Here is a 21,001-nt window from a genome sequence, read left to right as displayed (position 1 = left end):
TCAGCCGCCCTGGCTCAGGGCGTACCGGTCCAGTGCGGAGGCCCACATCCGGGCGATCATCCGGTTCGGGACGAGGTGCAGCAGGAACAGCAGGGCCTTCTGCCGGCGGGGCGCGGTGTTGCCCCACTCGGCGTGCACCAGACTGCCCCCGTCACCTCGTGGCGTCACCCGGACGACGCCCTCGCCGCCCCCGCCGTAGCTGCTCTCGACGACGGTCCAGCGAATGACGGCGGGGTCGGACCAGTCGTAACGGGCGACCGCCCAGAAGGGCGACCGGGGGGTGCTCTCGCGTGCGACGGCCCACGTGGGTCCCTGCTCGCGCAACTCGTACGTCTTCGGATCGAGCGTGCGGTTCCAGATTCGGACCCGATCCTGGGTGAAATCCGTCAGCGCGCGACGCACCTGCTCGGGGGTGGCTTTCGTCTCGATGTCGAACCGCATGGTCGGCACGCTCCTCAGGCGGAGAGGCAGCGGACGAGCGCGTCGAGTTCGCGCATGAGGCGTTCGGTGCGTTGCGGGCCGTACGCCCGCTCGACCGCGGTGTGGTGCTCGGCGGTCCGGCGGTCGAGCCGGGCGATCAGATCGCGGCCGAGGTCGGACAGGTACACCGCGACCCGGCGCCGGTCGACCACGTCCTGCCGGCGGTAGACGAGGGCGCCGTCGACCAGCCGGTCGACCGCCTTGGTGAGGGTCGGGTGGGGCATCAGCACCGCCTCGGCGAGGTCACTCATCGAGTGGCCGCGGCCGTCGGACAGGGCGCGCAGGATCCGCCACTGTTCGACGGTGACCCCTTCACCGGCGAGCGCTTCGCCCAGTCCGCGGTTGACCTCGCGCTCGGCCTCGGTGAGCAGGTAGGCGAGATGCGCCCGGAGGCCGGTCTCCGCAAGTCCCATCGCCACCTCCGGCCGCACGGATTCCCGCGGCCCGCCGGGATCTATGCGGCGCGCCTCAAAGCGAAGATACTCGCCCCGTGGCCGATGACGTCACGGTGATCACCGACCCGATGGAGGCCCGGCTGCTGGCGCCGGAGGCGCACCGGGTGGTCCGGGTCGGCCTGATCGTGCCCACGTCCGGCACCCTGGGCATGATCGCTCCCGCCGCGCTCACCTGCGCGACGCTCGCGGCGGCCGAGGTCAACCGCGCCGGTGGGATCCTGGGCCGTCCGGTGGAACTCGTGGTGATCGACGGCGGCGGGCCACCGTCCGCGGTGGCGGCCAGCGTCGCCGGCCTCGTGCGCGACGCCGCGGTCGCGGCCCTGGTGGGGACGCACGCCAGCGACGTCCGGGTGGCGGCGGCGCGCGCCGTCGGCGGCGTGGTGCCCTACGTCTACACCCCGCCGTACGAGGGAGGCGAGCGCACGCCGGGGGTGTTCCTCCTCGGCGAGACCCCGGACCGTCAGCTGCGACCGGTGCTCGACTGGCTGGTCACCCACCGCCGGGCCCGACGCTGGTTCCTGCTCGGCAACGACTATGTGTGGCCGCGCCGGGTGCACGCCGCCGCCCGCCGGTACCTCCGCCGGGCCGGCGCCGAGGTGGTCGCCGACCGGCACGTGCCGCGCGGCACGGTCGACGCCGGGCCGCTCGTCGAGGCGGTCGGGGCGGCCCGGGTCGACGCGGTGCTGCTCAGCCTCGTCGGCAGCGACCTGGTCGCGTTCAACCGGATGTTCGCGGCGAGCCGGTGGAGCGGGCAGGTGCTCCGGCTGTGCGGCGCGCTGGAGGAGAACGGGTTGCTGGGGGCCGGTGGCGACGACACCGGCGAACTGTATGCGGCGATGGGCTACTTCGCGGCGGTGGCGACCGAGCCCAGCCTCGACTTCGCGGCCCGGTACACGACCCGGTTCGGGCTGCACGCGCCGCCGCTCAACGGGCACGGCGAGGGCTGCTATGACGGCGTGCGGCTGCTCGCGGCGCTGGCCGAGCGGGCGGGATCGCTCGCGGTACCGGCGGTGGACGGGGTCGGTGACGGCACCACGCTGACCGGTGGCCGGGGCGAGTTCACGCTGTGCGACCGGCACGCGGTCCAGCCGGTGTACCTGGCCCGGGCCGACGGCCTCGACTTCGACGTCCTTGCCGCCTTTTAGCGTCACCGCCTTCTAATACTTGCAAACGAAATCTTTTCCTTTTCAAGCTTATTGGTTATGGTGCGGTCAACGGTGATCTCCCGGGAGGAGTCGCGCCATGGACGACCCACAGTTGGATCAGTTCGGGTACCGGCAGGAGCTCAGCCGGTCGCTCAGCTTCAGTGACCTGCTGATCTACGGCCTGATCTTCATGGTGCCGATCGCACCCTTCGGCATCTTCGGCAGCGTCTTCCAGGGCTCCGGCGGGATGGTCGCCCTCGCGTACGCCATCGGCATGGTGGCGATGATGTTCACCGCCCTGTCGTACGCGCAGATGGTGCGCGCCTTTCCGATGGCCGGCTCGGTGTACAGCTACGCCGGGCGGGGCATCGCGCCGCCGGTGGGCTTCCTCGCCGGCTGGGTGATTTTGCTCGACTACGTGCTCGTCCCCGGGCTGCTGTACCTCGTCGCGGCCGTCGCGATGCACTCGCTGTGGTCGGCGCTGCCGGTCTGGCTGTACCTGACCCTGTTCGTCGTGCTGAACACGGTGGTCAACTACTTCGGGATCAAGATGACGGTCCGGGTCACCCAGGTGATGATCGTCGCCGAACTGATCGTGCTGGCGATCTTCCTGGTGATCGGGCTGGTCGCGCTGGCACAGGGCAAGGGGACCGGCGGAGGGCTGGACGCGCTGTACAACAGCGACACGTTCTCGTGGTCGCTGATCTTCGGTGCGGTGTCGATCGCCGTGCTGTCGTTCCTCGGCTTCGACGGCATCTCGATGCTGGCCGAGGAGAGCCGGGTCGACGCCCGCCGCATCGGCCGGGCGATGGTCGTCGCGCTGCTGCTGGCCGGCGTGCTGTTCATCGTGCAGACGTGGGTGGCCGCCCTGCTGGTGCCCGATCCGCAGGGGCTGATCGACAACGGCGACCCGGAGGGCACGGCGTTCTACGACGCCGCCGACGTCGCCGGTGGGGCCTGGCTGTCCAAGCTGACCGCCCTGGCCACCGCGATCGCGTGGGGCTTCGCCAACTCGCTGGTCGCCCAGGCCGCCACCTCGCGGCTGCTGTACGCCATGGCGCGGGACCGGCAACTGCCGAGCTTCCTGGCCCGGATCGACCCGCGGCACAAGGTGCCCGCGAACGCCACTTTCCTGGTCGCGGTCGTGTCGCTCGGCCTCGGCCTGTGGATGGCCGCCCGCGACGACGGCATCACGCTGCTCTCCTCGCTGGTCAACTTCGGCGCGATGACCGCGTTCCTGGCCCTGCACGTCTCGGTCGTCGTGCACTACGTGGTCCGGGGCGGCAGCCGCGACTGGCTGCGCCACGTCGCGTACCCCGCGATCGGCTTCGCGATCCTGGCCTTCGTGGTGATCAACGCGGATGTCGCCGCCCAGCGCCTCGGCTTCGTGTGGCTCGGCGTCGGGGTGGTCATCCTGGCCGTCCTGTACGCCACCGGACGCCGGCCGCACCTGGCCGCGCTGACCGAATCGGTGGAGGAGACCCGGTGACCGAGATCCTGCGCTACCACCCGGAACCCGACGAGCTGGCGTACACGTTCGGCGGGCGGGAGCCGGTACGCCGGGTGAAGCCGGGCACGGTGCTCGAACTGTACACAGAGGACTGCTTCGGCGGCCGCGTCCGCGGCGTCGACGACCTGGCCTCGGTCGTGTGCGAGTTTCCGTACCTCAACCCGGTCACCGGACCGTTCCATGTGGACGGTGCCGAACCCGGCGACACGCTCGCCGTGCACTTCGTGTCGATCGAGCCGGCCCGCGACTGGGCCGTGTCGACGACGTTCCCGCACTTCGGCGCGCTGACCGGCACCCACACCACGGCGACCCTGCAGCCGGCGCTCGAGGAGGTGGTGTGGCTGTACGACGTGGACAGTGCGGCCGGTGTGGTGCGGTACCGGGCCCGGCGCGGGGACTACACGGTGGACCTTCCCCTGGATCCCATGCACGGCACGGCCGGCGTGGCACCGGCGGCGTTCGAGGCCCGGATGACCATCACACCCGACGCGCACGGCGGCAACATGGACACCCCGGAATTGCGGGCCGGCGTCACCGCGTACTTCGGGGTCAACGTGCCGGGCGCCCTGTTCGCCCTGGGCGACGGGCACTGCCGGCAGGGCCACGGCGAGGTCTGCGGCACCGGTGTCGAGGCGGCGATGAACACCACGGTCATCGTCGACGTCGTCAAGGGCGCGGCGACCCCGTGGCCGCGGATCGAGTCCGACACCGCGCTGATGTCCACCGGATCCGCGCGTCCCCTCGAGGACGCGTACCGCATCAGTCAGCACGACCTCGTCACCTGGACCGCCGACCTGGTCGGCCTCGACACGCTCGACGCGTACCAGTTGGTGAGCCAGGCCGGCGAGGCCCCGGTCGGAAACGTCTGCGACCCGAACTACACGATGGTTGCCCGGGTCGACAAGCGGTACCTGGGCGGGGCGACGGCATACGAGGGAGTGCACGACCGGTTGCGCGCCGCGGCCACGGCATACCGTCGCCGATAGACCGGGTGCCTACGGCCGGGGTGGCGGGGGTGGGATGCGGGCGGCGATCAGGATCAGCGCGACGCGGGTCAGGTCGGCCCGGCCGTAGCGGCGTTGGCCGGCACCGTCGCGGTCGGGCGTCAGCAGGCCCATGGTTTCCCAGTGCCGCAGCACGTGGGTGGCGAGCCCGAACCGGTGTGCCAGCTCCCCGATGGTCACCGTCCCGCTTGACTTCATGTGCACATTAACCCACACAGTGGGCGGCATGAATCTGCTGGACCGGTTCCTGCTCCGCGCGACGGTCACCGACGTCGAGACCGTCACGCCGCGGATGCGTCGCATCCGGATCGCCGGGGAGTCGCTGCGCGGTCTCGACTGGCTGCCGGGTCAGCACATCCGGGTGCGGGTCGACGCACTTTCCCTGCGCACGTATTCGGTGCGGGACTACGTCGACGGCGAGCACCTGGACCTGTGCGTGCTCGACCATCCCGGAAACGGTCCGGGCGTCCGCTGGTCGCGGCGGGTCCGCGCCGGGAACACCGTGACGTTCACCCGTCCGCAGGGTCGTCTCGTGCTCCGCGAGCCCGCCCCGTACCACCTGTTCGTGGGCGACGAGACGGCCTGCGCGGCGTTCGACGCGATGCTGCGGGCCCTGCCCCCGGACACCCGCGCCCACGGGATCATCGACACCGACGACCCGCACGACCGTCCGCCGCTCCCCCGCCCCGGCGCGGTGCGATGGATCCGCCGGAGCGGGCCCGACCACATCGTCGCCGCACTCCGCGACCTGTGCCTGCCCGCCGAACCCGGTGTCGCCTACGTCGCGGGTGAGGCACGCGACTGCCAGGCGGTCCGCCGTCACCTGACCGCCGAACGCGGCTGGCCCCGCACCGCGGTGATCGTCAAACCGTTCTGGGCACCGGGCAAACGCGGCCTCGACTGATCAGCGGGCCGGCGGAGACGCCGCTATGGTGTGCCGGTGCGGTCGTGGTGGGGCTGGGGCCGGGTCGACCGGGCGCTCGGCGACGAGGAGATCCGGGCCCTGGGCGAGCGGGTGGGCCTGCTCCTGCCGCTCGACGGTGCCGTGACACCGGTGCCCGACGTTCCGCCGCTGCCGCCGGCCCGGATCCGTCCCCCGGCGGCGCTGTCCTCCCTCGTCACCGACACCGACCACGACCGGGCGGCGCATGCCTACGGCAAGGCGTACCGCGACGTCGTCCGGGCGTTGGCCGGCCGCGTCGACCACCCACCCGACCTGGTCGCCCGGCCCGACACCGACGCCGCCGTCGCCGCGCTGCTCGACTGGGCCGGCGACACCGGAGTCGCCGTCGTACCGTACGGCGGCGGCTCGTCCGTCGTCGGCGGCGTCGAGTACCGCGGTGCCGGCCCGTGGCTGTCCCTGGACCTGAGCCGCCTCGCCGGCGTCAGCGACGTCGACACGGTCAACCACACGGCACGGATCGGTGCCGGAACCTTCGGCCCCGCGGTGGAAGCGGACCTCAGACCGCACGGCCTGACCCTGCGCCACTTCCCGCAGAGCTTCGAGTTCTCCACCGTCGGTGGCTGGGTCGCCACCCGCGCCGGCGGCCACTTCGCCACCGGCCCGACCCACATCGACGACCTGGTCCAGGCGCTACGGGTCGTCACCCCGATCGGGATCAACGAGACGCCACGCGTGCCGGCGAGCGGTGCCGGGCCCGCGCCGGACCGGCTGTTCCTCGGATCCGAAGGCATCCTCGGCGTGATCACCGCGGCCTGGCTGCGGGTCCGGCGTCGCCCGCGCTTCACCGCCGCGGCCGCGATCCGCTTCGAAAACGACGCCGACGGCCGCGCCGCCGCCCGCGCGATCGTCCAGTCCGGGCTGCAACCGGCCAACTGCCGGCTGCTCGACCCGCTCGAGGCGGCGATACAGGCCGGCGTGACCGACGGCGGCGCGCGCCTGCTGCTCGGGTTCGAAAGCGCCGACATTCCGGTCGACCCGCTCCTCGGCCACGCGGTCGACATCAGCCGCGCGCACCGCGGCACCCCGGAAGCGACGACCGGTGACACCGGCGGCACCTGGCGGGATTCCTTCCTGCGCGCGCCCTACGTCCGCGACGCGCTGGTGCGGCTCGGCGTCATGGTGGAGACCGTCGAGACGGCGTGCACCTGGGACCGGTTCGACGACCTGCACCAGGCGGTGGTCGACGCCGCCGGTCCGCGCGACTCCACGTCGGTCAGCTACCGCCTGACGCACGTGTACCCCGACGGTCCCGCGCCGTACTTCACCATCCTCGCGCCGGCTCCCCGCGGCGCCGAGGTGAGCCGCTGGGACGAGGTCAAGACGGCGGTCAACGACGCCATCGCGGCCCACGGCGGCACCGTCACCCATCACCACGCCGTCGGCCGCGACCACCGCCGCTGGTACGACACCGAACGCCCCGCACCGTTCCACGCCGCGCTGTGCGCGGCGAAGGCGGCCCTGGACCCGGCCGGAGTCCTCAACCCCGGCGTCCTGATCGACGATCGTCGTACTATCGGCCGCGATGAATAGCGGGTTCGTGCTCGGTATCGACTTCGGAACGTCGAACACCGTTGCGGTGCTGCGCGACCCTGCCGGGGCCGCGCGCGTGCTCATGTTCGACGGGGCACCGCAGCTGCCGTCGGCGGTGTTCGTCTCGGGCGAGACCCGGCTGGCCGGGCGCGACGCCGTGCACCGGGGCTCGTCGCAGCCGGCCGGGCTCGAGCCCAACCCGAAACGCCGCATCGACGACGGCACCGTGCTGTTCGGCTCCTCCGACGGCGGCGGTCACGACGAGGTGGCCGTCGTCGACCTGATCGCCGTGGTGCTGCGGCGGGTGCGCGACGAGGCGGTGCGGGTCGCCGGCGGCCCGATCGACACGGTGGTCGTCACCTGCCCGGTCACGTGGGCCCGGCGCCGACGGTCCACAGTGGAGGCCGCCGCCCGGCTCGCCGGGTTGCCGGCTCCGTCCATTGTGGACGAACCGGTCGCGGCGGCGGCGTACGCGGGAAGCATCCGCGGTGACGGGCTGCCGATCGGTCGTCCCGTACTGATCTTCGATTTCGGCGCCGGCACCTGTGACGTGTCCCTCGTGCGGCGCACCGCCGACGGCATCGGGGTGGTGGCGAGCCGCGGCCTCGACGATGCCGGCGGGCTCGACGTCGACGCGGCGATCGTCGCGTCGCTCGCCACCGCGCTGCGGCCCGGCGATCCGGCCTGGGATCGTCTGCTCCGCCCGCGGACGACGGCCGACGTGCGGGCGCGACTCGCCCTGTGGAACGCCGTCCGCAGCGGCAAGGAGCAGTTGTCGCGCACCGGGTCGACGGTGGTGTACGTGCCGCTGATCGAGGAAGAGGTACCGCTCGGGCGCGAGCAGTTCGACGCGCTCGCCGCCCCGGTGGTCGACCGCACCGTGCGACTCGTGTGGGAGGTCCTCCACGGCGCCCGGGTGACGCCGGCGGAGTTGGGGATGGTGGCGCTGGTCGGTGGCTCGAGCCGGATTCCGCTCGTGGCCTCGACGCTGCACCGCGTGCTGGGCGTGACGCCGGTTCCGGTGGAACAGCCGGAGTTGGCGGTGGCCTACGGCAGCGTGTCCGACACGATCCACCCGGGGCCACCGGAGTCCCGGCCCGATGCCGCGCCGGCGGCCGTCGGGCCCGACCGGTCGGCGCCCGCCGCGTCCGTTCCCCGGCCGGAGTCGGCGCCCGCCGCGTCCGTCCCGCCGCCGGTGTGGCGCCGGCGGACGACGCGGATCGGGGTGGCCGCGATCCTGCTCGTCCTGTGCGCGCTGCTCGCGGTTCCCCTCGTGTACGCCGGGACCGGCGACGGCCGGGGGTACCTGCGGCCGACCACGACGTCGGCCGCCGGCCCGGGCGCCGGTGATCTGGTGGCGACCCTCGACGTGCGACCGGGGCACGGGTGTGAACTGTTCCGCTACAACGACGACCCCGACAGCCCGAACCCGTTCCCGCCGATGTTGGTGGACGTGCCGGTGCGGGTGGAATGGCGGTCGCCGACCGGCACGGCGGTGCCGATCCCGTTCGGGATGGTCGCCGCGTACGACGGCATTGCCGACCCGCGCCGCGCGTACGCGAACGGCTACCGTTTCGACGTGTCGATGCGCGTCACCCCGCCGACGCAGATCTGGGTGGACCAACGGAACCACCGGTCCGACGAAGGATACTTCCGGGTCCTCGCCGAGACCGACCGGCTCGGCAAGCCGCTTCCGATCGTCGTCACCGTCGACGTCGACGGGCGGGTGGCCGAGACCGACGAGAGCAACAACGTGCTGCGGCTGTCGGCGCAACTGCCGGCCGATGCGCCGCGCGGCGTCGCCACGGCCGTTCCCTGCGCCACCGCCTGACACCGCACGGACGGCGCCGGTGGACCGACGCCGCTAGCATCTCGGCCGTGGACCACGGGGTTGTCCTGGGCATCGACTTCGGCACGTCGAACACCGCCGCCGTGCTGCGCGACCGGCACGGGGCGGCACACGTGCTGATGTTCGACGGCGTGCCGCAGTTGCCGTCGGCGGTGTTCGTCGCCGACGGGATGCGGCTGGCCGGCCGCGACGCGCTCCACCGGGCCCTGGCTCGGCCCGCCGGGCTGGAACCCAACCCGAAACGGCGCGTCGACGAGGGCGCGGTGCTGCTCGGTGACGCCGACGAGATCCCGGTGGCCGAACTGATCGCCGTGGTGCTGCGGCGCGTGCGCGACGAGGCGACGTTCGTCGCCGGAGGTCCGCCCGACCGGGTGGTGATGACGTGCCCGGCGGCGTGGGGGGCGCCGCGACGGGCGGTGCTGGCCGCCGCCGCCGGGACCGCCGGCCTGCGCCTCGACGGCGCCGGTGGCGCTCCCATCTTCGTCGCCGAACCGGTCGCGGCGGCCGCGCACTACGCCCGGGCGCACCGGTCCCCGCTTCCGGTCGGGCGGCCGGTCCTCATCGTCGATCTCGGCGCCGGCACCGGTGACGCCACCGTCGTGCGGCGCACCGCCGACGGTATCGACGTGGTCGCGACGCGGGGAATGGACGGCGTCGGCGGTCTCGACGTCGACGCGGCCGTGGTGGCGTCGCTCGCGGCGACCCTCCGGCCCGACGACCCCGCGTGGGGACGCCTGCGCAGCCCCCGGACCGCGACCGATCTGCGCGCCCACCGCGAACTCTGGGACGCCGTCCGCGGCGCCAAGGAACACCTCTCCCGCACCGCGTCGACGTTCGTCTACGTGCCGCTGCTCGACGTCGAGGTACCCCTGGGCCGCGAGCAGTTCGACGCGCTCGCCCGTCCCGTGTTGATGCCCGCGGTGCGCCTCGCCGTGGCCGTCGTAGCGGATGCCGGGCTCGCCCCCGCCGACCTGGCCGCGGTGGTGCTCGCGGGCGGGTCGAGCCGGCTGCCGCTGGTCGCGTCGCTGCTGCATGCCGCGCTGGGCCGGGCTCCCGTCGTGGTCGACCAGCCCGAACTGGCCGTCGCCCACGGCAGCCTCGCCGACAACGTCCGGCCGTCGCCGGCGCACCGGCCGGAACCGGAGCCGGACTGGCCGGAACCGCCGCCGTCGGGTACCTTGCCGCGGCCGGACGTTGTCCGGCCGGTTTCGCGCCCACCGGTGATCACGCGGCAGCGGCTCCTCGTCCTGACCGCCGTCGTTGTCGTCCTGGTGCTGGGCCTGTGGTACGTCACCTCCCGCGGGAACCCCACGGGGGATCTCGCCTCCGTCGATCCGGTGGCGACACGCCCGTCGGGGGGTGGCGACCTGGCGGTGCGGTTCAACGAACGTGGATGCACCGTCCAACATCGGCTCGACGAACGATGGCTGGTCCGCATCGCGGTCACGATCGACTGGCGCTCGGCCGCCGGCGCACCGGTGCCGGACACGTTCACGATCGAGTCGGTACCGGTGGTGGGCTCCGTTCCCGCGCGCGAGTTCGCCGACCGGTTCCCGTTGCGGATGGCGGGCCCGAGCGCGCTGATCCAGCCGACGCTCGACGTCCAGCCGGCCTGGCTCGGGCAGACCCTGTTCGTCGAGATCACCCTCGACCCGGTCGCGAACATCACCGAGACCGACGAGAACAACAACCGGGTGCGGATCTCGATCACCCTCCCCGCGGCCCGACCGGCGGACGAAAGCCGCGTCCCGTGCTCCCCGATCCCCTGACAGGCGGCGACCTCGGCGGGTGTGCTCGTCATGCGGTCGATTCGTAGTCGGTCACGAAGCGTGGGTTGACGACCCGCAGCCGCGCCTCGGCGTCGGCGAGCAGGCTCGCGCGTACCCGGGGCAGCCGGTCGGCGGGCACCTCGCCCGCGCGCAGCGCCGCGGCGAGCGCGGCGTCGTCGGCGTAGCCGATCGCGGCCAATCGGCCGCGGTGCGCCGCGTCATCGTCCACAGTGGACTCCAGCTCGCGGCGGACCATCGCCAGCGCGTTCAGCGCGACCCGGAAATGGAAGGCGTGCTCGGCGGGAACCACCGGTGTGACGGCGTCGGTGAGGAACTCGATCGTCGCGTCGAGCAGTTCGGTCGCGTTCGGGTGGGAGTGCAGCTCGGTCACGCCAGCATCCGCATCAGCTCGTACTCCATCTCCGCCGCGCGGCGACCGATCACCGCGAGCTCGACCGACCGGAACTCCGCGGACAGATGCACGCGCGCCTGTTCGAGGCAGATCGCGCCCCAGCGGAGGGTGGCCAGCACCTGCCACCAGAACAGGCCGGCCGGGTCCACGCGGTCGCCGCCGTGCTGGGCGTAGGCGTCGAGCAGGTCCGCCAGCGTGCCCATGCCGCCGACGGCCGCGGGCGCGCCGAAGCGCCAGACCCGGGCGCACAGCCAGCCCAGGTCCTCGCGCGGGTCGCCGAGGTGGGCGAGTTCCCAGTCCAGGACCGCCCGCACGCCGTCCGGACCCACGATGAGGTTGCCGTTGCGGAAGTCGCCGTGCACGACGCCCGTGCGCCCGTGCGGAGGTCTGTTCATCCGTAGCCAGTGCAGGGCGAACTCCAGGCCGGGACGCGGCGTGCCCACCCGGTCGAGCATCTGTTCCAGCGCGTCCACCGGATCCGTGGTCGGGATCGGGGCGACCGTCTCGACCGCCATCGACGCGATGCCGGCGAGGATCCGGCCGCAGTCGGCCGCGAACCGGGACCGGGCCGTCGCGAGCGCGGGGTCGCGCAGGATGCGGCGCGGGATCGTCTCACCGTCCACATGGGACGTGACGAGGTAGGACGGGCCGGCGGCGACCACCATCGGTACGGGCACCCCGGCCGCATGCGCGGCCCGCAGCAGCCGGACCTCGGTCGCGACGTCGATCCGGGCGCGGTCGGTGGTCCGCTCGCGCTGGAGCACCAGCCGGTGCACGGTGCCGTCGGCGTCGACGTCCAGCACCGAGGTGAGCCGGGACGCCCCGGCCGACAACGGTCGTACGGCCAACGGTTCGACACGGTCGACGCCCAACGCGTCCGCGAGAACGGGTAGCAGTTCGTCGACCGCCGTCACGCCCACGGGGCGGAGCCCGGATCCTTGAGGAGCCGGCGGGCGACCGACGCCCGGTGAACCTCGTCCGGACCGTCGTAGAGCCGCGCGTACCGGGCCTCGCGGTACATCCGCTCCAGCGGTGTGTCGCCGGAAACCCCGAGCGCGCCGTGGACCTGGATGGCCCGGTCGATGACGTTGTGCAGCATCGTCGCGCCGTGGAACTTGATCAGCGCGATCTCGATCCGGGCGTCGTCTCCGGTGTCCATGCGCCGGGCGGCATCCAGGGTCATGAGGCGGTGGCTCTGGATCTCCGCGGCGGACTCGGCCACGTACCGTTGGATCTCGCCCTTCTCCGACAGCAGCGAGCCGTGGGCGTAGCGCGTGGTGGCCCGTGCGCACATGAGCTCGAACGCGCGCTGCGCCTGCCCGAGCCAGCGCATGCAGTGGAAGATCCGGCCGGGTCCGAGCCGGTGCTGGGCGATGACGAAGCCTTCTCCGCGGCCACCGAGCAGGTTGGTCGAGGGGACCCGCACGTCGGTGAGCCGGATCTCGCAGTGGCCGCCGCCGGTGTGACCCATGGTCGGGATCACCCGGACGATCTCGTAGCCGGGGCTGTCGGTCGGCACGATGATCGCCGAGAACCGGCGGTGCGCCGTCGCGTCCGGGTCGGTCTCGGCGAACACGGTCGTGAACGCGGCGCTGTTCGCACCGGTGGTGAACCACTTGTGCGCGTTGACGACGATGTCGTCGCCGTCAAAGTGCGCGGTCGCCCGCATCAGGGTGGGATCCGAACCGGCCACCTCGGGTTCGGTCAGCCCGACCGAGGGAAAGATCTCCCCGGCCACCAACGGCCGCAGCCAGCGCTGCCGGTGCTCCTCCGAGCCGTACCGGTGCAACATGATCGAGTCCTGCATCGACACGGACCCCACCGCGAGCTGCCCGAGCTCGGAGCGCCCGATGATCTCGTTGAGATACACGAAGTCCATGAAGGACAGTCCGCCGCCGCCGATCTCCTTCGGGTGACCGAGCGCCCACAGGCCCTTCGCCTTCGCGGCCGCCCGCAGGGGCTCGAGCACCGCGGCGCCGGCGAAGCCCGTGCGCTCCTGCTGCTCGAAGAACACCGGCTCGGCCGCGACAACCTCGTCGTCGATGAACCGGCGCATCCGCCCACGCAGGTCCACCAGCTCGGAACTCATCGCGGATACGGTCATGGGTCGCTACCTCCGGTACGGCCGAGCCCCCTGACTACCGTACGGAGGCCGGATCCCACCGGTCAACGACCAGGATCAGTACTTGAACTGGTTGACGAGGCCGTGCAGGGCCGCGCTCATCCCGGCCAGTTCGTTGACGGACTGCTCGCTGTGGGCGATCGCGCTGGTGGTGTCCGCGGCGGAGGAGGCGACGCCGGTCAGACTGCTCGAGATGTCCCTGGTACTGGTGGAGGCATCGGTGACGTTGCGGGCCATCTCCGAGGTGGTCGCGGTCTGCTCCTCGACGGCGGAAGCGATCGTCGTCTGATAGTCGTTGACCTGCATCACGATCTCGCTCATGCGGCTGATCGCCCGGGTGGTGGAGTTGGCGTTGCTCTGGATGCTCTGCACCCGCCGGCTGATGTCCTCGGTGGCGCGTGCGGTCTCCTGAGCCAGATCCTTCACCTCGCTGGCGACCACGGCGAAGCCCTTGCCCGACTCGCCGGCCCGCGCCGCCTCGATGGTGGCGTTGAGGGCAAGGAGATTGGTCTGTTCGGCGATGGCGGTGATGAGCTTGATGACGTTGCTGATCTCCGTCGACGACTCACCGAGCTCGTTGACGGCCGAGGAGGCGGAGTCGGCCACCTGGACCGCCTCGGCGACGACCCGGCTCGCCTCGGAGGCGTTGGAGGCGATCTCCCGAATCGACGCGCCCATCTCCTCGGCGCCGGCGGCGACGGTGCTCAGCGCGGTGCTCATCGTCTCCGTCGCGCTGGCGACCCGGCTGGCCTGCTCCGATGTCTGCGACGCCGAGCCGGACACCTGCTTGGTGGCGGCGGAGAGTTCCTCCGACGCGCTCGCCAGAGTGGTGGCCTGGTCGCCGATCTGCCGGACCGTCGCGGCCACCTTGGCCACGAAGCGGTTGAACGCGACGCCGAGAGCCCCGAACTCGTCACGCCGGCTTTCGTCGACCCGGCCGGTTAGGTCCCCCTCGCCGTCGGCGATCTCACGCAGCCTCGTCGTCAGGGCCGACAGCGGCCGCAGAATGCTCCGGGCGAGAGCTGAGGCCAGGACGATCACCAACAGCAGCGCCAGCCCCACGCCGAACAGGATCGCCGCTCGTGACGAGTCCGCGGTGTCATCGGTGGTCTTGGCCCGCACCGCGAGCAGGCCCGACTCGGCGTCCGCCAGTTCGGTCAGCACCGCCCGGATCTGGTCCATGACGGCCTTGCCCTGGTCGGTCAGGACCACCGCCTGGGCCGCCTGGAATCCCTGGGTTCGGCGCAGATCGATGGTCTGCTTCAACTCCGTGAACTTCGCCGTGACCAGCGGGCGCAGCGTGGCGATGCGCTCCTGCTGTGCCGGGTTGTCGGCGGTCAGGTCCGCGACCGCCTGGATCCGGCCCTCGATCGCCGCGAGCGCCGCGGTGTACGGCTCCAGGTACCTGTCCTCGCCGGTGATGAGGTACCCGCGCTGGCCGGTCTCGGCGTCCTTGAGCGTGCTGGTGATCACGTCGAGTGCGCTCAGGACCTGATAGGTATGGCTGACCGATCCGGTGGTCTCCTCCAGCGTGCCGGTGTTGCGGTAGGCCAACGCGCCCACGACGCACAACACGACGAGCGGAACCGCGAACGCGGCCACCAACCGGCCACTCACCCGACGCAACAGCCCCATGGTGCTTCCCCCACTCCAGAGGCCGCCTTGGCGTTGTCGAACTGCAGCCGGGCGTACCGTTCTGTGCATTACACCTGTTTTCCGCGCCGTCCTTGGCAGAACGAACGTTTTTCCGATCAGACCGCCGTGCGGGCCGGCGCCGACGCGGCCGGCCGGGGACGCGCGCCGCACCAGCCTCACGCGTCTCGGGGATGTTGAGACTATGTGGCCGGCGATCGTGGCGGGCTCGTGGGCATGGCCTTCTGCGGGTAGATCGTCTCGTGCCGGGCCAGCATCGCCACGAACTCGACGATCTTCCGCTGGCGCGTCTCGGCCCGCTTGACGGAGTTGACGCGGTGGATGAGGGCGAAGCGGTTGGCGCTGGTGAGCACGTCGAACATGGCCTGGGCGGCGGGTTCGGCGGCGATCGCGGCGACGAGGTCGGCCGGCACCTGGGCTTCCGACGGTGGCGCGTAGGCGGCCGCCCAGCGCCCGTCCGCCTTCGCGGCCTCCACCGCGGCGCGGCCAGCGGGAAGCATCCGACCCTCCGCTTCCAGCCGGGCCACGTTGGCGACGTTGCGCTGCGACCACGAACTGCGGGACGTCCGTGGCGTGAACCGGATCCACGAGAACTCCTGATCGCCCCGGCGCGCCTGCCCGTCGATCCAGCCGAAGCACAGCGCCTCGTCGACGGCCTGCTGCCAGGTCAGCGTGGTGACCGTGCCGCCCTTCCTGGCCAGGGCGAGCCAGACGCCCGTCGACGTGGCGTGGTTGCTCGACAACCACGCCCGCAACGCCTCGGCGTCCGTCACGGTCAACTCATCCAGTTCGGCCTTCGACATGACGGCAGGCTAGCCGGTTCACCGCCGGCATCCGCGTGCTCACTGCAGGGCGGGGAGGGTGTCGCACAGATTGCGGGGGAATGCGGAGTCGGCGGCGAGGACGGCGGCGCATCCTCCGGTGCGGGTCTGTGCGATGACCCGCCACGCGGTGTCGAAGCGAAGGAAGTACCGGTCGCGTAGCGGCTGTGCGCTGCAGTCCGGCCGTGCACCCGCGCCGCAGGCGGTGCTGTTGACATCGACGACGAGCACCAGCCACCGATCGGTGCAGTGCTCGACCGTGTAGGCGCTGTTGCGTGGTACGTCGAGGCTGTTGCGGGTGTCGTTGATCAGGGTCCCGTCGCAGGGTGGAACCGGCGGGCCGCACGGGTTGGCGGCGTGGCACCGGCGGTACACGTCGCCGGCCGGCGTCCATTCCTGCTGATTGAGGACCAGGTTCCGGGTGCCCAGGGGCGCGGGCGCGGTCAGCGTCACCACGGCCGGAGTCCGGGTGGGGCAGGCGCCGGGGATGTCGGAGGCGGCCGAACTGACGATCGTGTTGGCGTAGACGATGTCGTTGGCCTCGCTGTACCAGCCGACCCGGGGGTCGCGGGCACAGTCGGGTCCGCCTCCGCCCGGCACGAGCACGTCGATCAGTGCGGTGCGCGGGTCCGGGCCCCGGCGGACGCCGGTCACCTCGGCTTCGGAGTCCTTCCAGGTGGTCCCGGCGGCGGTTGCGTCGGTGGGAAGCATGGTGCCGGCCGTGCCGCCCGCCCGCCGCAGCGCCGTCAGCCCGAGCCCGTTGACGTAGGTCAGGTCGCCGTCGGGGGTCCGCACGCCGACCTCCAGGACCACGACCAGGTAGTCCCTGGCGTGCCCGACGAAGTAGGCGGCGGAGTGGCCGCTGTCGCCGTCGTACTCGCGTTCGACCAGTGCGCCCGCGGCGTACCGGGCGACCACGTGATACCGCTCCCCGGTCGGGCCGGTCTGCGAACAGGCCGTGACGACCTTCATCAGCTCCCCGTAGGCGGTCGCGGCCCCACCCGGACGGTGCTCGACGTACTCGTACGCCCGATGTCTCCCGTCGGATGCGGTGATCCGGCGACCGTCCGGGCGTGCGTCCTGCGACGTGCCGTCCGACGGACCACCCGAGCCGGTGCCCGCCGGGACACAGGGCCGCGGCGGCAAAGGATGGACCGCCTCGTCCGGACCGCCCGCCGTGACCTCGCCACCGAAGTCGTCGCCGGTCAGCATCACCGAGTCGGGTATCCCCGACGCGTCCTGCCCGCCGCCGCACGCCCCCGCCAGACCGAGACCGGCGGCCAGAACGACGCCGACGACACCGACGACGACGCAGCGGCGGGTCAGCACGGCGGATCCGCGGTCGCGCACAGCCGCTGGGCGGCGGTGGTGGCGAACCGCCGCAGGTCGTCGGCGGAGATGGTGACGCCCGGGCTCAGCACCGTGACGAGGTCACCGATCCGCAGGTACGCCGAGAGCGCGCTTGACTCCCCGATCACCTTGCCGGTCTGCGCGTTGCGCGTGACGTTGTCGTGCCGTACCAGGATCGACTCGTCGCCGGCGAAGCCGCTCGCCACCACCGACCAGTTGTGCTGGGCGCGCACCTGGACCTTGCCGCCGGGCTGCTCGATCTCAGCGGTCTGGGTGAACCCGTCACAGGACGCGATCGCCGCGCGCAGGTCCGCGAAGAACGCCGCGGCTTCCGGTGCGGGGAGCCGGTACGCCTCCTGTGCGAGCACGAACGGCCGGGACGGCCGGTTCTCCGCCGTACCCAACAGGAAGGTCAGGCCGGTGAAATAGCGGGAGTCGACGGTGCGCATCCCGGCGGCGCGTTCCTTGAAGCAGGCGTCGAGCAGGATCTCGAACCGGATCACCCGGGCCGAGCCCTCCCCGTCGACCTGGCTGTCCGGCCCCGCACCGACGTCCTCCGGCCGCAGCAGGGCCGACCGCGGAATCTCCACCGGCCGCGGCGCCGCACTCGTTGAGGCCGCAGGGGGCGGCGGCGGGGCCTCCCCGTCGGGCCGAGCCAGGACCACCGAGCCGGCCGTCGCCGCGGTCACCACCGCCACGGCAGCGGCGGCGATCACGCGCCACTGCCGTCGACGGACCCGGCCGCGCAACTCGGCGCCGGACGGCAACCGCACCCCGGACACGTCGCCCCGCACGTCGTCCATGAGATCGTTCAGCTCACGCATCGGCCGGCTCCCCCGAGTCGATGGCCAGCAGTTCGGCCAACGCGACCCGGCCGCGGTGCAGCCGCGCCTTGACGGTGCCCACCGGCGCGCCGACCTCCCGCGCGACGTCGACGACCGGCATGTCGAGCAGGTGGTGCATCGTGATGGCCTCCCGCTGCTCGACCGGGAGCCGGCGCAGCGCCTCGACCACCGCGACCGTGTTGAGGCTGGGCGCAAGCACGGGACCGGCCGCCCCGTGCCGCAGGTACGCCCGCGCCCGGCCCCGGATCCGCCGCCACCGCGAGACCGCGATCCGGCTGGCGACAGCCCGCATCCACGCCTCCGGATCGTCGTACCCGTGCACGGTCGACCAGCGCTGCCAGGCCCGCATGTACGCCTCCTGGACCACGTCCTGCGCCTCGGCGAGGTCACCCGTGAGCAGGAAGACGTACCCGAGCAGCCGGTGCCGGCTCCCGTGGTAGAACTCGTCGAACCCGGCGACATCCGCCAACGCGCCTACCTCCGTGTAGTCGATGCAAGGAACACGCACGGCGCGGGACGCAGGTTGCCGGCCGGTGCACGTCAAAAGAGTGGGCGGACATGACGATTTTCATCCGTGCGGTCGGCTCGGCCGATCTCGCCGCGGTCCGGCGGATCGCCGTGGCGCACGATGTCCTCGCGCAGTGGCCAGCCGGGCCGGACTTCCTGGACTGCGAGCGCGCGTTCGGCCGGTTGCTGCTCGGCGAGGTAGACGGCCGGATCGCCGGCTTCGGCGGGGTCCTGCGCCGCGGCGGGTTGACCCACCTCGGCGACCTGTTCGTCGCGGCGGACCGGCAGTCGGCGGGTCTGGGTCGGGCGCTGCTGGACGGTCTGCTCGACGGCGCCGACCGGCGGGTCACGTACGCCTCGGCCGATCCACGGGCGGTCGCGCTCTACGTCCGGTACGGGATGATCCCGCGCGAGCCGCTGCTCTATCTGGCCGGCCCGGCCGACGCACTGTCCACCGTGGACGACTTCGGTCCGGTGCCGCCGGCGGAACCGGCCGACGACGCGGCGCTGGTGGACCTCGACGGGACGGTCAGCGGCGGTAGCCGCGGCGACACGCTGCGGTGGTACACCGGACTGTCCACGGTGGACGGATACCGGACCGGTGACGGGTACGCCCTGGCCCGCCGGGTCGACGACCTGGTCCAGATCGGCCCGGCGGGCGGTGCCGACCCGGTCGCGTCGGCCCGCGCGGTCGTCGCGGCCGGCCGGCGGTACCCGGGCCGGCGGTTGCTGATCAGCCTGTTCGGCACCCATCCGCTGCTGCCGGCCCTGCTGCGGGCCGGATACCGCATCGACGACACCGACACCCTCATGTCCAGCGAGGACGGGCTGTTCAGCCCGGACCGGTACGTGCCGAGCGTCGACCTCGGCTAGGACCAGACGGCTTCGACGGCCCCGGCGACGTCGGCGGCCTGACGGTGACCGGCGCGGGCCGCCGCCGCCCGCCGGGCCGGATCGAGCACGTTGCGGCCGATCGCCGCCCGCGCCTGCGCGTCGGGTGTGCAGACCACCGTCCGCGCTTCCGGCCCGAGCGAGGCGAGCTGCCGGGTGACGCGACCGGAGCGCCGGACGGCCGCCGTGGTCGGCGCGAGGACCACCACCCGCGAACACCCGGCGGCGTAGTCGGCGTTGGTCGGCGAGCGGACCCCACCGTCGACGTAGCGGCGGCCGTTGACCGTCATCGGCGGCCACACCAGCGGTACCGCACAGCTCGCGGCGACGGCGTCGACGAGGTCCACGCCGCTGTCACGGTCCCAGACGACCGCGTCGCCGGTGTCGGCGTCCACCGCGGTCACCAGCAGTCGCGGACGCAGCGGCCACTCGTGCCGGGGCAACCGGCTCTCGATGACCGCGCGGCGTTGGCTCTCGGGCACGGTGCTCGCGCGCAACGCCCGACGACCAAGGCGGGCCCGCGCGGCCCGGGCGTCCCGGCCGATGCCGCTGGCGGCGAACCCCACCAACACGCCGAGGCCGATCCGCGCGGCCACCTCGCCGGTCGGAGACGCCAGCTGACGCTCGTACAGCTCGTCGAGCGGAACACCGCCGCACACCTGGGCGCCGACGACCGACCCGGCGGAGGTGCCGACCACGACGTCGGCGTCCGCCACAACCACGCCGGCCGCTGCCAGCCCGCAGAGGAGGCCGATCTCCCATCCCACGCCGGTGACGCCGCCACCGCCGAGGACGAGGGCCCGCGACTCGGTGGTCACGTCCTCGAGGATGGCCGGTGCTCCCCCGGCCCGCAAGACGCGCCGCCTACATGGCGGTGTCGGGCTCGTCGAGGAAGGCCAGCCCGGCCGCGTCCATCGCCTCCCGCAGCCGGCGGAGGGCGTAGGGCCCGACGCCGTTCAGCGCGCGCACCTCGCCGAAACTGAGCCCGGCCACCTGTTCGAGCCGGACCACGCCGAGCGCGGTGAGCGCACGCGTCGCGCCGGCGCCGAGGTGCGGCAGCGGGATGCCCGGCTCCGGTTCCGACCGGTCCCGGGACGGCCGGGGATGGCCCTCGTGGTCCAGGACGGCGGCGCCCCGCGGCGAAAGCCGGTACCCGATGTCGAGCGACTCGGTCAGGCCGCGCTCCTTCAGCTTGCGCACGTTCTGTTTGAACGACAGGGTGTCACGCCCCATCCGGTGGGCGAGATCGGGCGCCCGGACGGCCGGCAGTTCGTCGATCAGCAGCAGCGTCGCCCGCGTCCACGGCCCGGTCGACGAGGCCCGGTCGAGCCGGTCGAGCCACTCCCGGATCGCGCCGAGCTCCGCGGCGTCGGGCACCTCCTCGCGCAACGCCTGCCGCGGGTCGACACCCGCGTACCGCAGGCCGATCCGGTACACCGGCCGGTCGGCGTGCACACGGTCCAATCCCTGCCGGAGTGCGACCAGCGACGGCGCGCCGGCCCGGCGGGCGTCGGCGGCGGTCAACGACCGCACCGGAACCCGGTCGACCGACGTCACCTCGACCAGCCCGACCATCGTCCGCATCTGGGTACCGACCCTGACCCGGGGCCGGTCCCACCGACGGAACGCCAGGTCGACGTCACCGGCACGGATCGCCGCCAACTCCACGGGACGCATCTGCACGCCACCCATCT

The 21,001-nt window shown here is 72.7% G+C and carries 21 protein-coding genes; 8 read left to right on the top strand and 13 right to left on the bottom strand.

Annotated features, from left to right (window positions below):
- Both Vau01_RS22130 and Vau01_RS22125 read right to left on the bottom strand, forming a co-directional pair.
- Positions 1 to 441 (bottom strand): SRPBCC family protein, encoded by a 441-nt coding sequence (locus Vau01_RS22130; RefSeq protein ID WP_203995911.1) that lies wholly within the window; start codon positions 439 to 441, stop codon positions 1 to 3.
- 14 nt (positions 442 to 455) lie between these two features.
- On the bottom strand, positions 456 to 893 hold the full coding sequence (locus tag Vau01_RS22125) for a MarR family winged helix-turn-helix transcriptional regulator (RefSeq protein WP_203995910.1): 438 nt from the start codon (positions 891 to 893) through the stop codon (positions 456 to 458).
- Positions 894 to 970: 77 nt separating this feature from the next.
- On the opposite strand from Vau01_RS22125, the gene Vau01_RS22120 reads away from it, so the two are divergent.
- From Vau01_RS22120 to Vau01_RS22110, 3 genes are all read left to right on the top strand, one after another.
- A complete protein-coding gene (locus tag Vau01_RS22120; RefSeq protein ID WP_203995906.1) occupies positions 971 to 2,080 on the top strand; it encodes a substrate-binding domain-containing protein in 1,110 nt (369 codons plus the stop codon).
- 97 nt (positions 2,081 to 2,177) lie between these two features.
- On the top strand, positions 2,178 to 3,569 hold the full coding sequence (locus Vau01_RS22115; protein ID WP_203995904.1) for an APC family permease: 1,392 nt from the start codon (positions 2,178 to 2,180) through the stop codon (positions 3,567 to 3,569).
- Positions 3,566 to 4,576, top strand: a complete 1,011-nt coding sequence (locus Vau01_RS22110; RefSeq protein WP_203995903.1) for an acetamidase/formamidase family protein — start codon at positions 3,566 to 3,568, stop codon at positions 4,574 to 4,576. Before Vau01_RS22115 ends, Vau01_RS22110 begins: the two co-directional genes overlap by 4 nt.
- Before the next feature lie 9 nt (positions 4,577 to 4,585).
- On the opposite strand, the gene Vau01_RS22105 is transcribed toward Vau01_RS22110, so the two are convergent.
- The gene (locus tag Vau01_RS22105; protein ID WP_203995902.1) at positions 4,586 to 4,792 is read right to left on the bottom strand and encodes a MerR family transcriptional regulator; all 207 of its coding nucleotides are present in this window, start codon (positions 4,790 to 4,792) and stop codon (positions 4,586 to 4,588) included.
- A 28-nt stretch (positions 4,793 to 4,820) separates the two neighbouring features.
- On the opposite strand from Vau01_RS22105, the gene Vau01_RS22100 reads away from it, so the two are divergent.
- From Vau01_RS22100 to Vau01_RS22085, 4 genes are read left to right on the top strand one after another with little or no spacing between them, the layout of a single operon-like run.
- Positions 4,821 to 5,498 carry a siderophore-interacting protein gene (locus Vau01_RS22100; protein ID WP_203995901.1) on the top strand — a complete coding sequence of 226 codons (678 nt, stop codon included), beginning with the start codon at positions 4,821 to 4,823 and terminating at the stop codon, positions 5,496 to 5,498.
- Positions 5,499 to 5,534: 36 nt separating this feature from the next.
- On the top strand, positions 5,535 to 7,088 hold the full coding sequence (locus tag Vau01_RS22095) for an FAD-binding oxidoreductase (RefSeq protein WP_239151766.1): 1,554 nt from the start codon (positions 5,535 to 5,537) through the stop codon (positions 7,086 to 7,088).
- Positions 7,081 to 8,919, top strand: coding sequence for an Hsp70 family protein (locus Vau01_RS22090; RefSeq protein ID WP_203995899.1), 1,839 nt, complete (start codon positions 7,081 to 7,083; stop codon positions 8,917 to 8,919). Before Vau01_RS22095 ends, Vau01_RS22090 begins: the two co-directional genes overlap by 8 nt.
- Positions 8,920 to 8,966: 47 nt before the next feature.
- Positions 8,967 to 10,706 carry an Hsp70 family protein gene (locus Vau01_RS22085; protein ID WP_203995897.1) on the top strand — a complete coding sequence of 580 codons (1,740 nt, stop codon included), beginning with the start codon at positions 8,967 to 8,969 and terminating at the stop codon, positions 10,704 to 10,706.
- Between the two features lie 28 nt (positions 10,707 to 10,734).
- Here Vau01_RS22085 and Vau01_RS22080 read toward each other — a convergent pair whose 3' ends face one another.
- The 8 genes from Vau01_RS22080 to Vau01_RS22045 all read right to left on the bottom strand — a co-directional run bounded on the left by Vau01_RS22080 (position 10,735) and on the right by Vau01_RS22045 (position 18,378).
- A complete protein-coding gene (locus tag Vau01_RS22080) occupies positions 10,735 to 11,097 on the bottom strand; it encodes a DUF6285 domain-containing protein (RefSeq protein ID WP_203995896.1) in 363 nt (120 codons plus the stop codon).
- Entirely contained in the window at positions 11,094 to 12,038 is a 945-nt protein-coding gene (locus Vau01_RS22075) for a phosphotransferase family protein (RefSeq protein ID WP_203995894.1), read from the bottom strand. The genes Vau01_RS22080 and Vau01_RS22075 overlap by 4 nt, the downstream gene beginning before the upstream one ends.
- Positions 12,029 to 13,207 (bottom strand): acyl-CoA dehydrogenase family protein, encoded by a 1,179-nt coding sequence (locus Vau01_RS22070; RefSeq protein ID WP_203995893.1) that lies wholly within the window; start codon positions 13,205 to 13,207, stop codon positions 12,029 to 12,031. Before Vau01_RS22070 ends, Vau01_RS22075 begins: the two co-directional genes overlap by 10 nt.
- A 90-nt stretch (positions 13,208 to 13,297) precedes the next feature.
- The gene (locus Vau01_RS22065; protein WP_203995891.1) at positions 13,298 to 14,875 is read right to left on the bottom strand and encodes a methyl-accepting chemotaxis protein; all 1,578 of its coding nucleotides are present in this window, start codon (positions 14,873 to 14,875) and stop codon (positions 13,298 to 13,300) included.
- 200 nt (positions 14,876 to 15,075) lie between these two features.
- Positions 15,076 to 15,696 carry a YdeI/OmpD-associated family protein gene (locus tag Vau01_RS22060; RefSeq protein WP_203995889.1) on the bottom strand — a complete coding sequence of 207 codons (621 nt, stop codon included), beginning with the start codon at positions 15,694 to 15,696 and terminating at the stop codon, positions 15,076 to 15,078.
- Positions 15,697 to 15,735: 39 nt separating this feature from the next.
- Positions 15,736 to 17,043 carry a hypothetical protein gene (locus Vau01_RS22055; RefSeq protein WP_203995887.1) on the bottom strand — a complete coding sequence of 436 codons (1,308 nt, stop codon included), beginning with the start codon at positions 17,041 to 17,043 and terminating at the stop codon, positions 15,736 to 15,738.
- Positions 17,037 to 17,888 (bottom strand): hypothetical protein, encoded by an 852-nt coding sequence (locus Vau01_RS22050; RefSeq protein ID WP_203995886.1) that lies wholly within the window; start codon positions 17,886 to 17,888, stop codon positions 17,037 to 17,039. Before Vau01_RS22050 ends, Vau01_RS22055 begins: the two co-directional genes overlap by 7 nt.
- Positions 17,881 to 18,378 carry a sigma factor-like helix-turn-helix DNA-binding protein gene (locus Vau01_RS22045; RefSeq protein ID WP_203995884.1) on the bottom strand — a complete coding sequence of 166 codons (498 nt, stop codon included), beginning with the start codon at positions 18,376 to 18,378 and terminating at the stop codon, positions 17,881 to 17,883. The genes Vau01_RS22050 and Vau01_RS22045 overlap by 8 nt, the downstream gene beginning before the upstream one ends.
- A gap of 89 nt (positions 18,379 to 18,467) precedes the next feature.
- On the opposite strand from Vau01_RS22045, the gene Vau01_RS22040 reads away from it, so the two are divergent.
- A complete protein-coding gene (locus Vau01_RS22040; protein ID WP_203995882.1) occupies positions 18,468 to 19,289 on the top strand; it encodes a GNAT family N-acetyltransferase in 822 nt (273 codons plus the stop codon).
- On the opposite strand, the gene Vau01_RS22035 is transcribed toward Vau01_RS22040, so the two are convergent.
- Both Vau01_RS22035 and Vau01_RS22030 read right to left on the bottom strand, forming a co-directional pair.
- The gene (locus Vau01_RS22035) at positions 19,286 to 20,125 is read right to left on the bottom strand and encodes a patatin-like phospholipase family protein (protein WP_203995880.1); all 840 of its coding nucleotides are present in this window, start codon (positions 20,123 to 20,125) and stop codon (positions 19,286 to 19,288) included. The genes Vau01_RS22040 and Vau01_RS22035 overlap by 4 nt on opposite strands.
- 46 nt (positions 20,126 to 20,171) lie before the next feature.
- Complete coding sequence (locus tag Vau01_RS22030; RefSeq protein ID WP_239151778.1) at positions 20,172 to 20,984, bottom strand: hypothetical protein; 813 nt, start codon at positions 20,982 to 20,984, stop codon at positions 20,172 to 20,174.
- Between the last annotated feature and the right edge of the window lie 17 nt (positions 20,985 to 21,001).

Origin of the sequence: Virgisporangium aurantiacum, assembly GCF_016863635.1 — a bacterium.
Classification (GTDB): Bacteria; Actinomycetota; Actinomycetes; order Mycobacteriales; family Micromonosporaceae; genus Virgisporangium; species Virgisporangium aurantiacum.
Note: the sequence above shows the minus strand (reverse complement) of the source record. Positions and strands in the feature narration are given on the sequence as shown.

Excerpts from the sequence above, each read along its gene's own strand:
- Vau01_RS22115 (WP_203995904.1), top strand. The coding sequence starts at position 2,178 with ATGGACGACCCACAGTTGGATCAGTTCGGGTACCGGCAGGAGCTCAGC.
- Vau01_RS22040 (WP_203995882.1), top strand. The coding sequence starts at position 18,468 with ATGACGATTTTCATCCGTGCGGTCGGCTCGGCCGATCTCGCCGCGGTC.
- Vau01_RS22030 (WP_239151778.1), bottom strand. The coding sequence starts at position 20,984 with ATGCGTCCCGTGGAGTTGGCGGCGATCCGTGCCGGTGACGTCGACCTG.
- Vau01_RS22090 (WP_203995899.1), top strand. The coding sequence starts at position 7,081 with ATGAATAGCGGGTTCGTGCTCGGTATCGACTTCGGAACGTCGAACACC.
- Vau01_RS22070 (WP_203995893.1), bottom strand. The coding sequence starts at position 13,207 with ATGAGTTCCGAGCTGGTGGACCTGCGTGGGCGGATGCGCCGGTTCATC.
- Vau01_RS22105 (WP_203995902.1), bottom strand. The coding sequence starts at position 4,792 with ATGAAGTCAAGCGGGACGGTGACCATCGGGGAGCTGGCACACCGGTTC.
- Vau01_RS22100 (WP_203995901.1), top strand. The coding sequence starts at position 4,821 with ATGAATCTGCTGGACCGGTTCCTGCTCCGCGCGACGGTCACCGACGTC.
- Vau01_RS22050 (WP_203995886.1), bottom strand. The coding sequence starts at position 17,888 with ATGCGTGAGCTGAACGATCTCATGGACGACGTGCGGGGCGACGTGTCC.
- Vau01_RS22065 (WP_203995891.1), bottom strand. The coding sequence starts at position 14,875 with ATGGGGCTGTTGCGTCGGGTGAGTGGCCGGTTGGTGGCCGCGTTCGCG.
- Vau01_RS22060 (WP_203995889.1), bottom strand. The coding sequence starts at position 15,696 with ATGTCGAAGGCCGAACTGGATGAGTTGACCGTGACGGACGCCGAGGCG.
- Vau01_RS22130 (WP_203995911.1), bottom strand. The coding sequence starts at position 441 with ATGCGGTTCGACATCGAGACGAAAGCCACCCCCGAGCAGGTGCGTCGC.
- Vau01_RS22125 (WP_203995910.1), bottom strand. The coding sequence starts at position 893 with ATGGGACTTGCGGAGACCGGCCTCCGGGCGCATCTCGCCTACCTGCTC.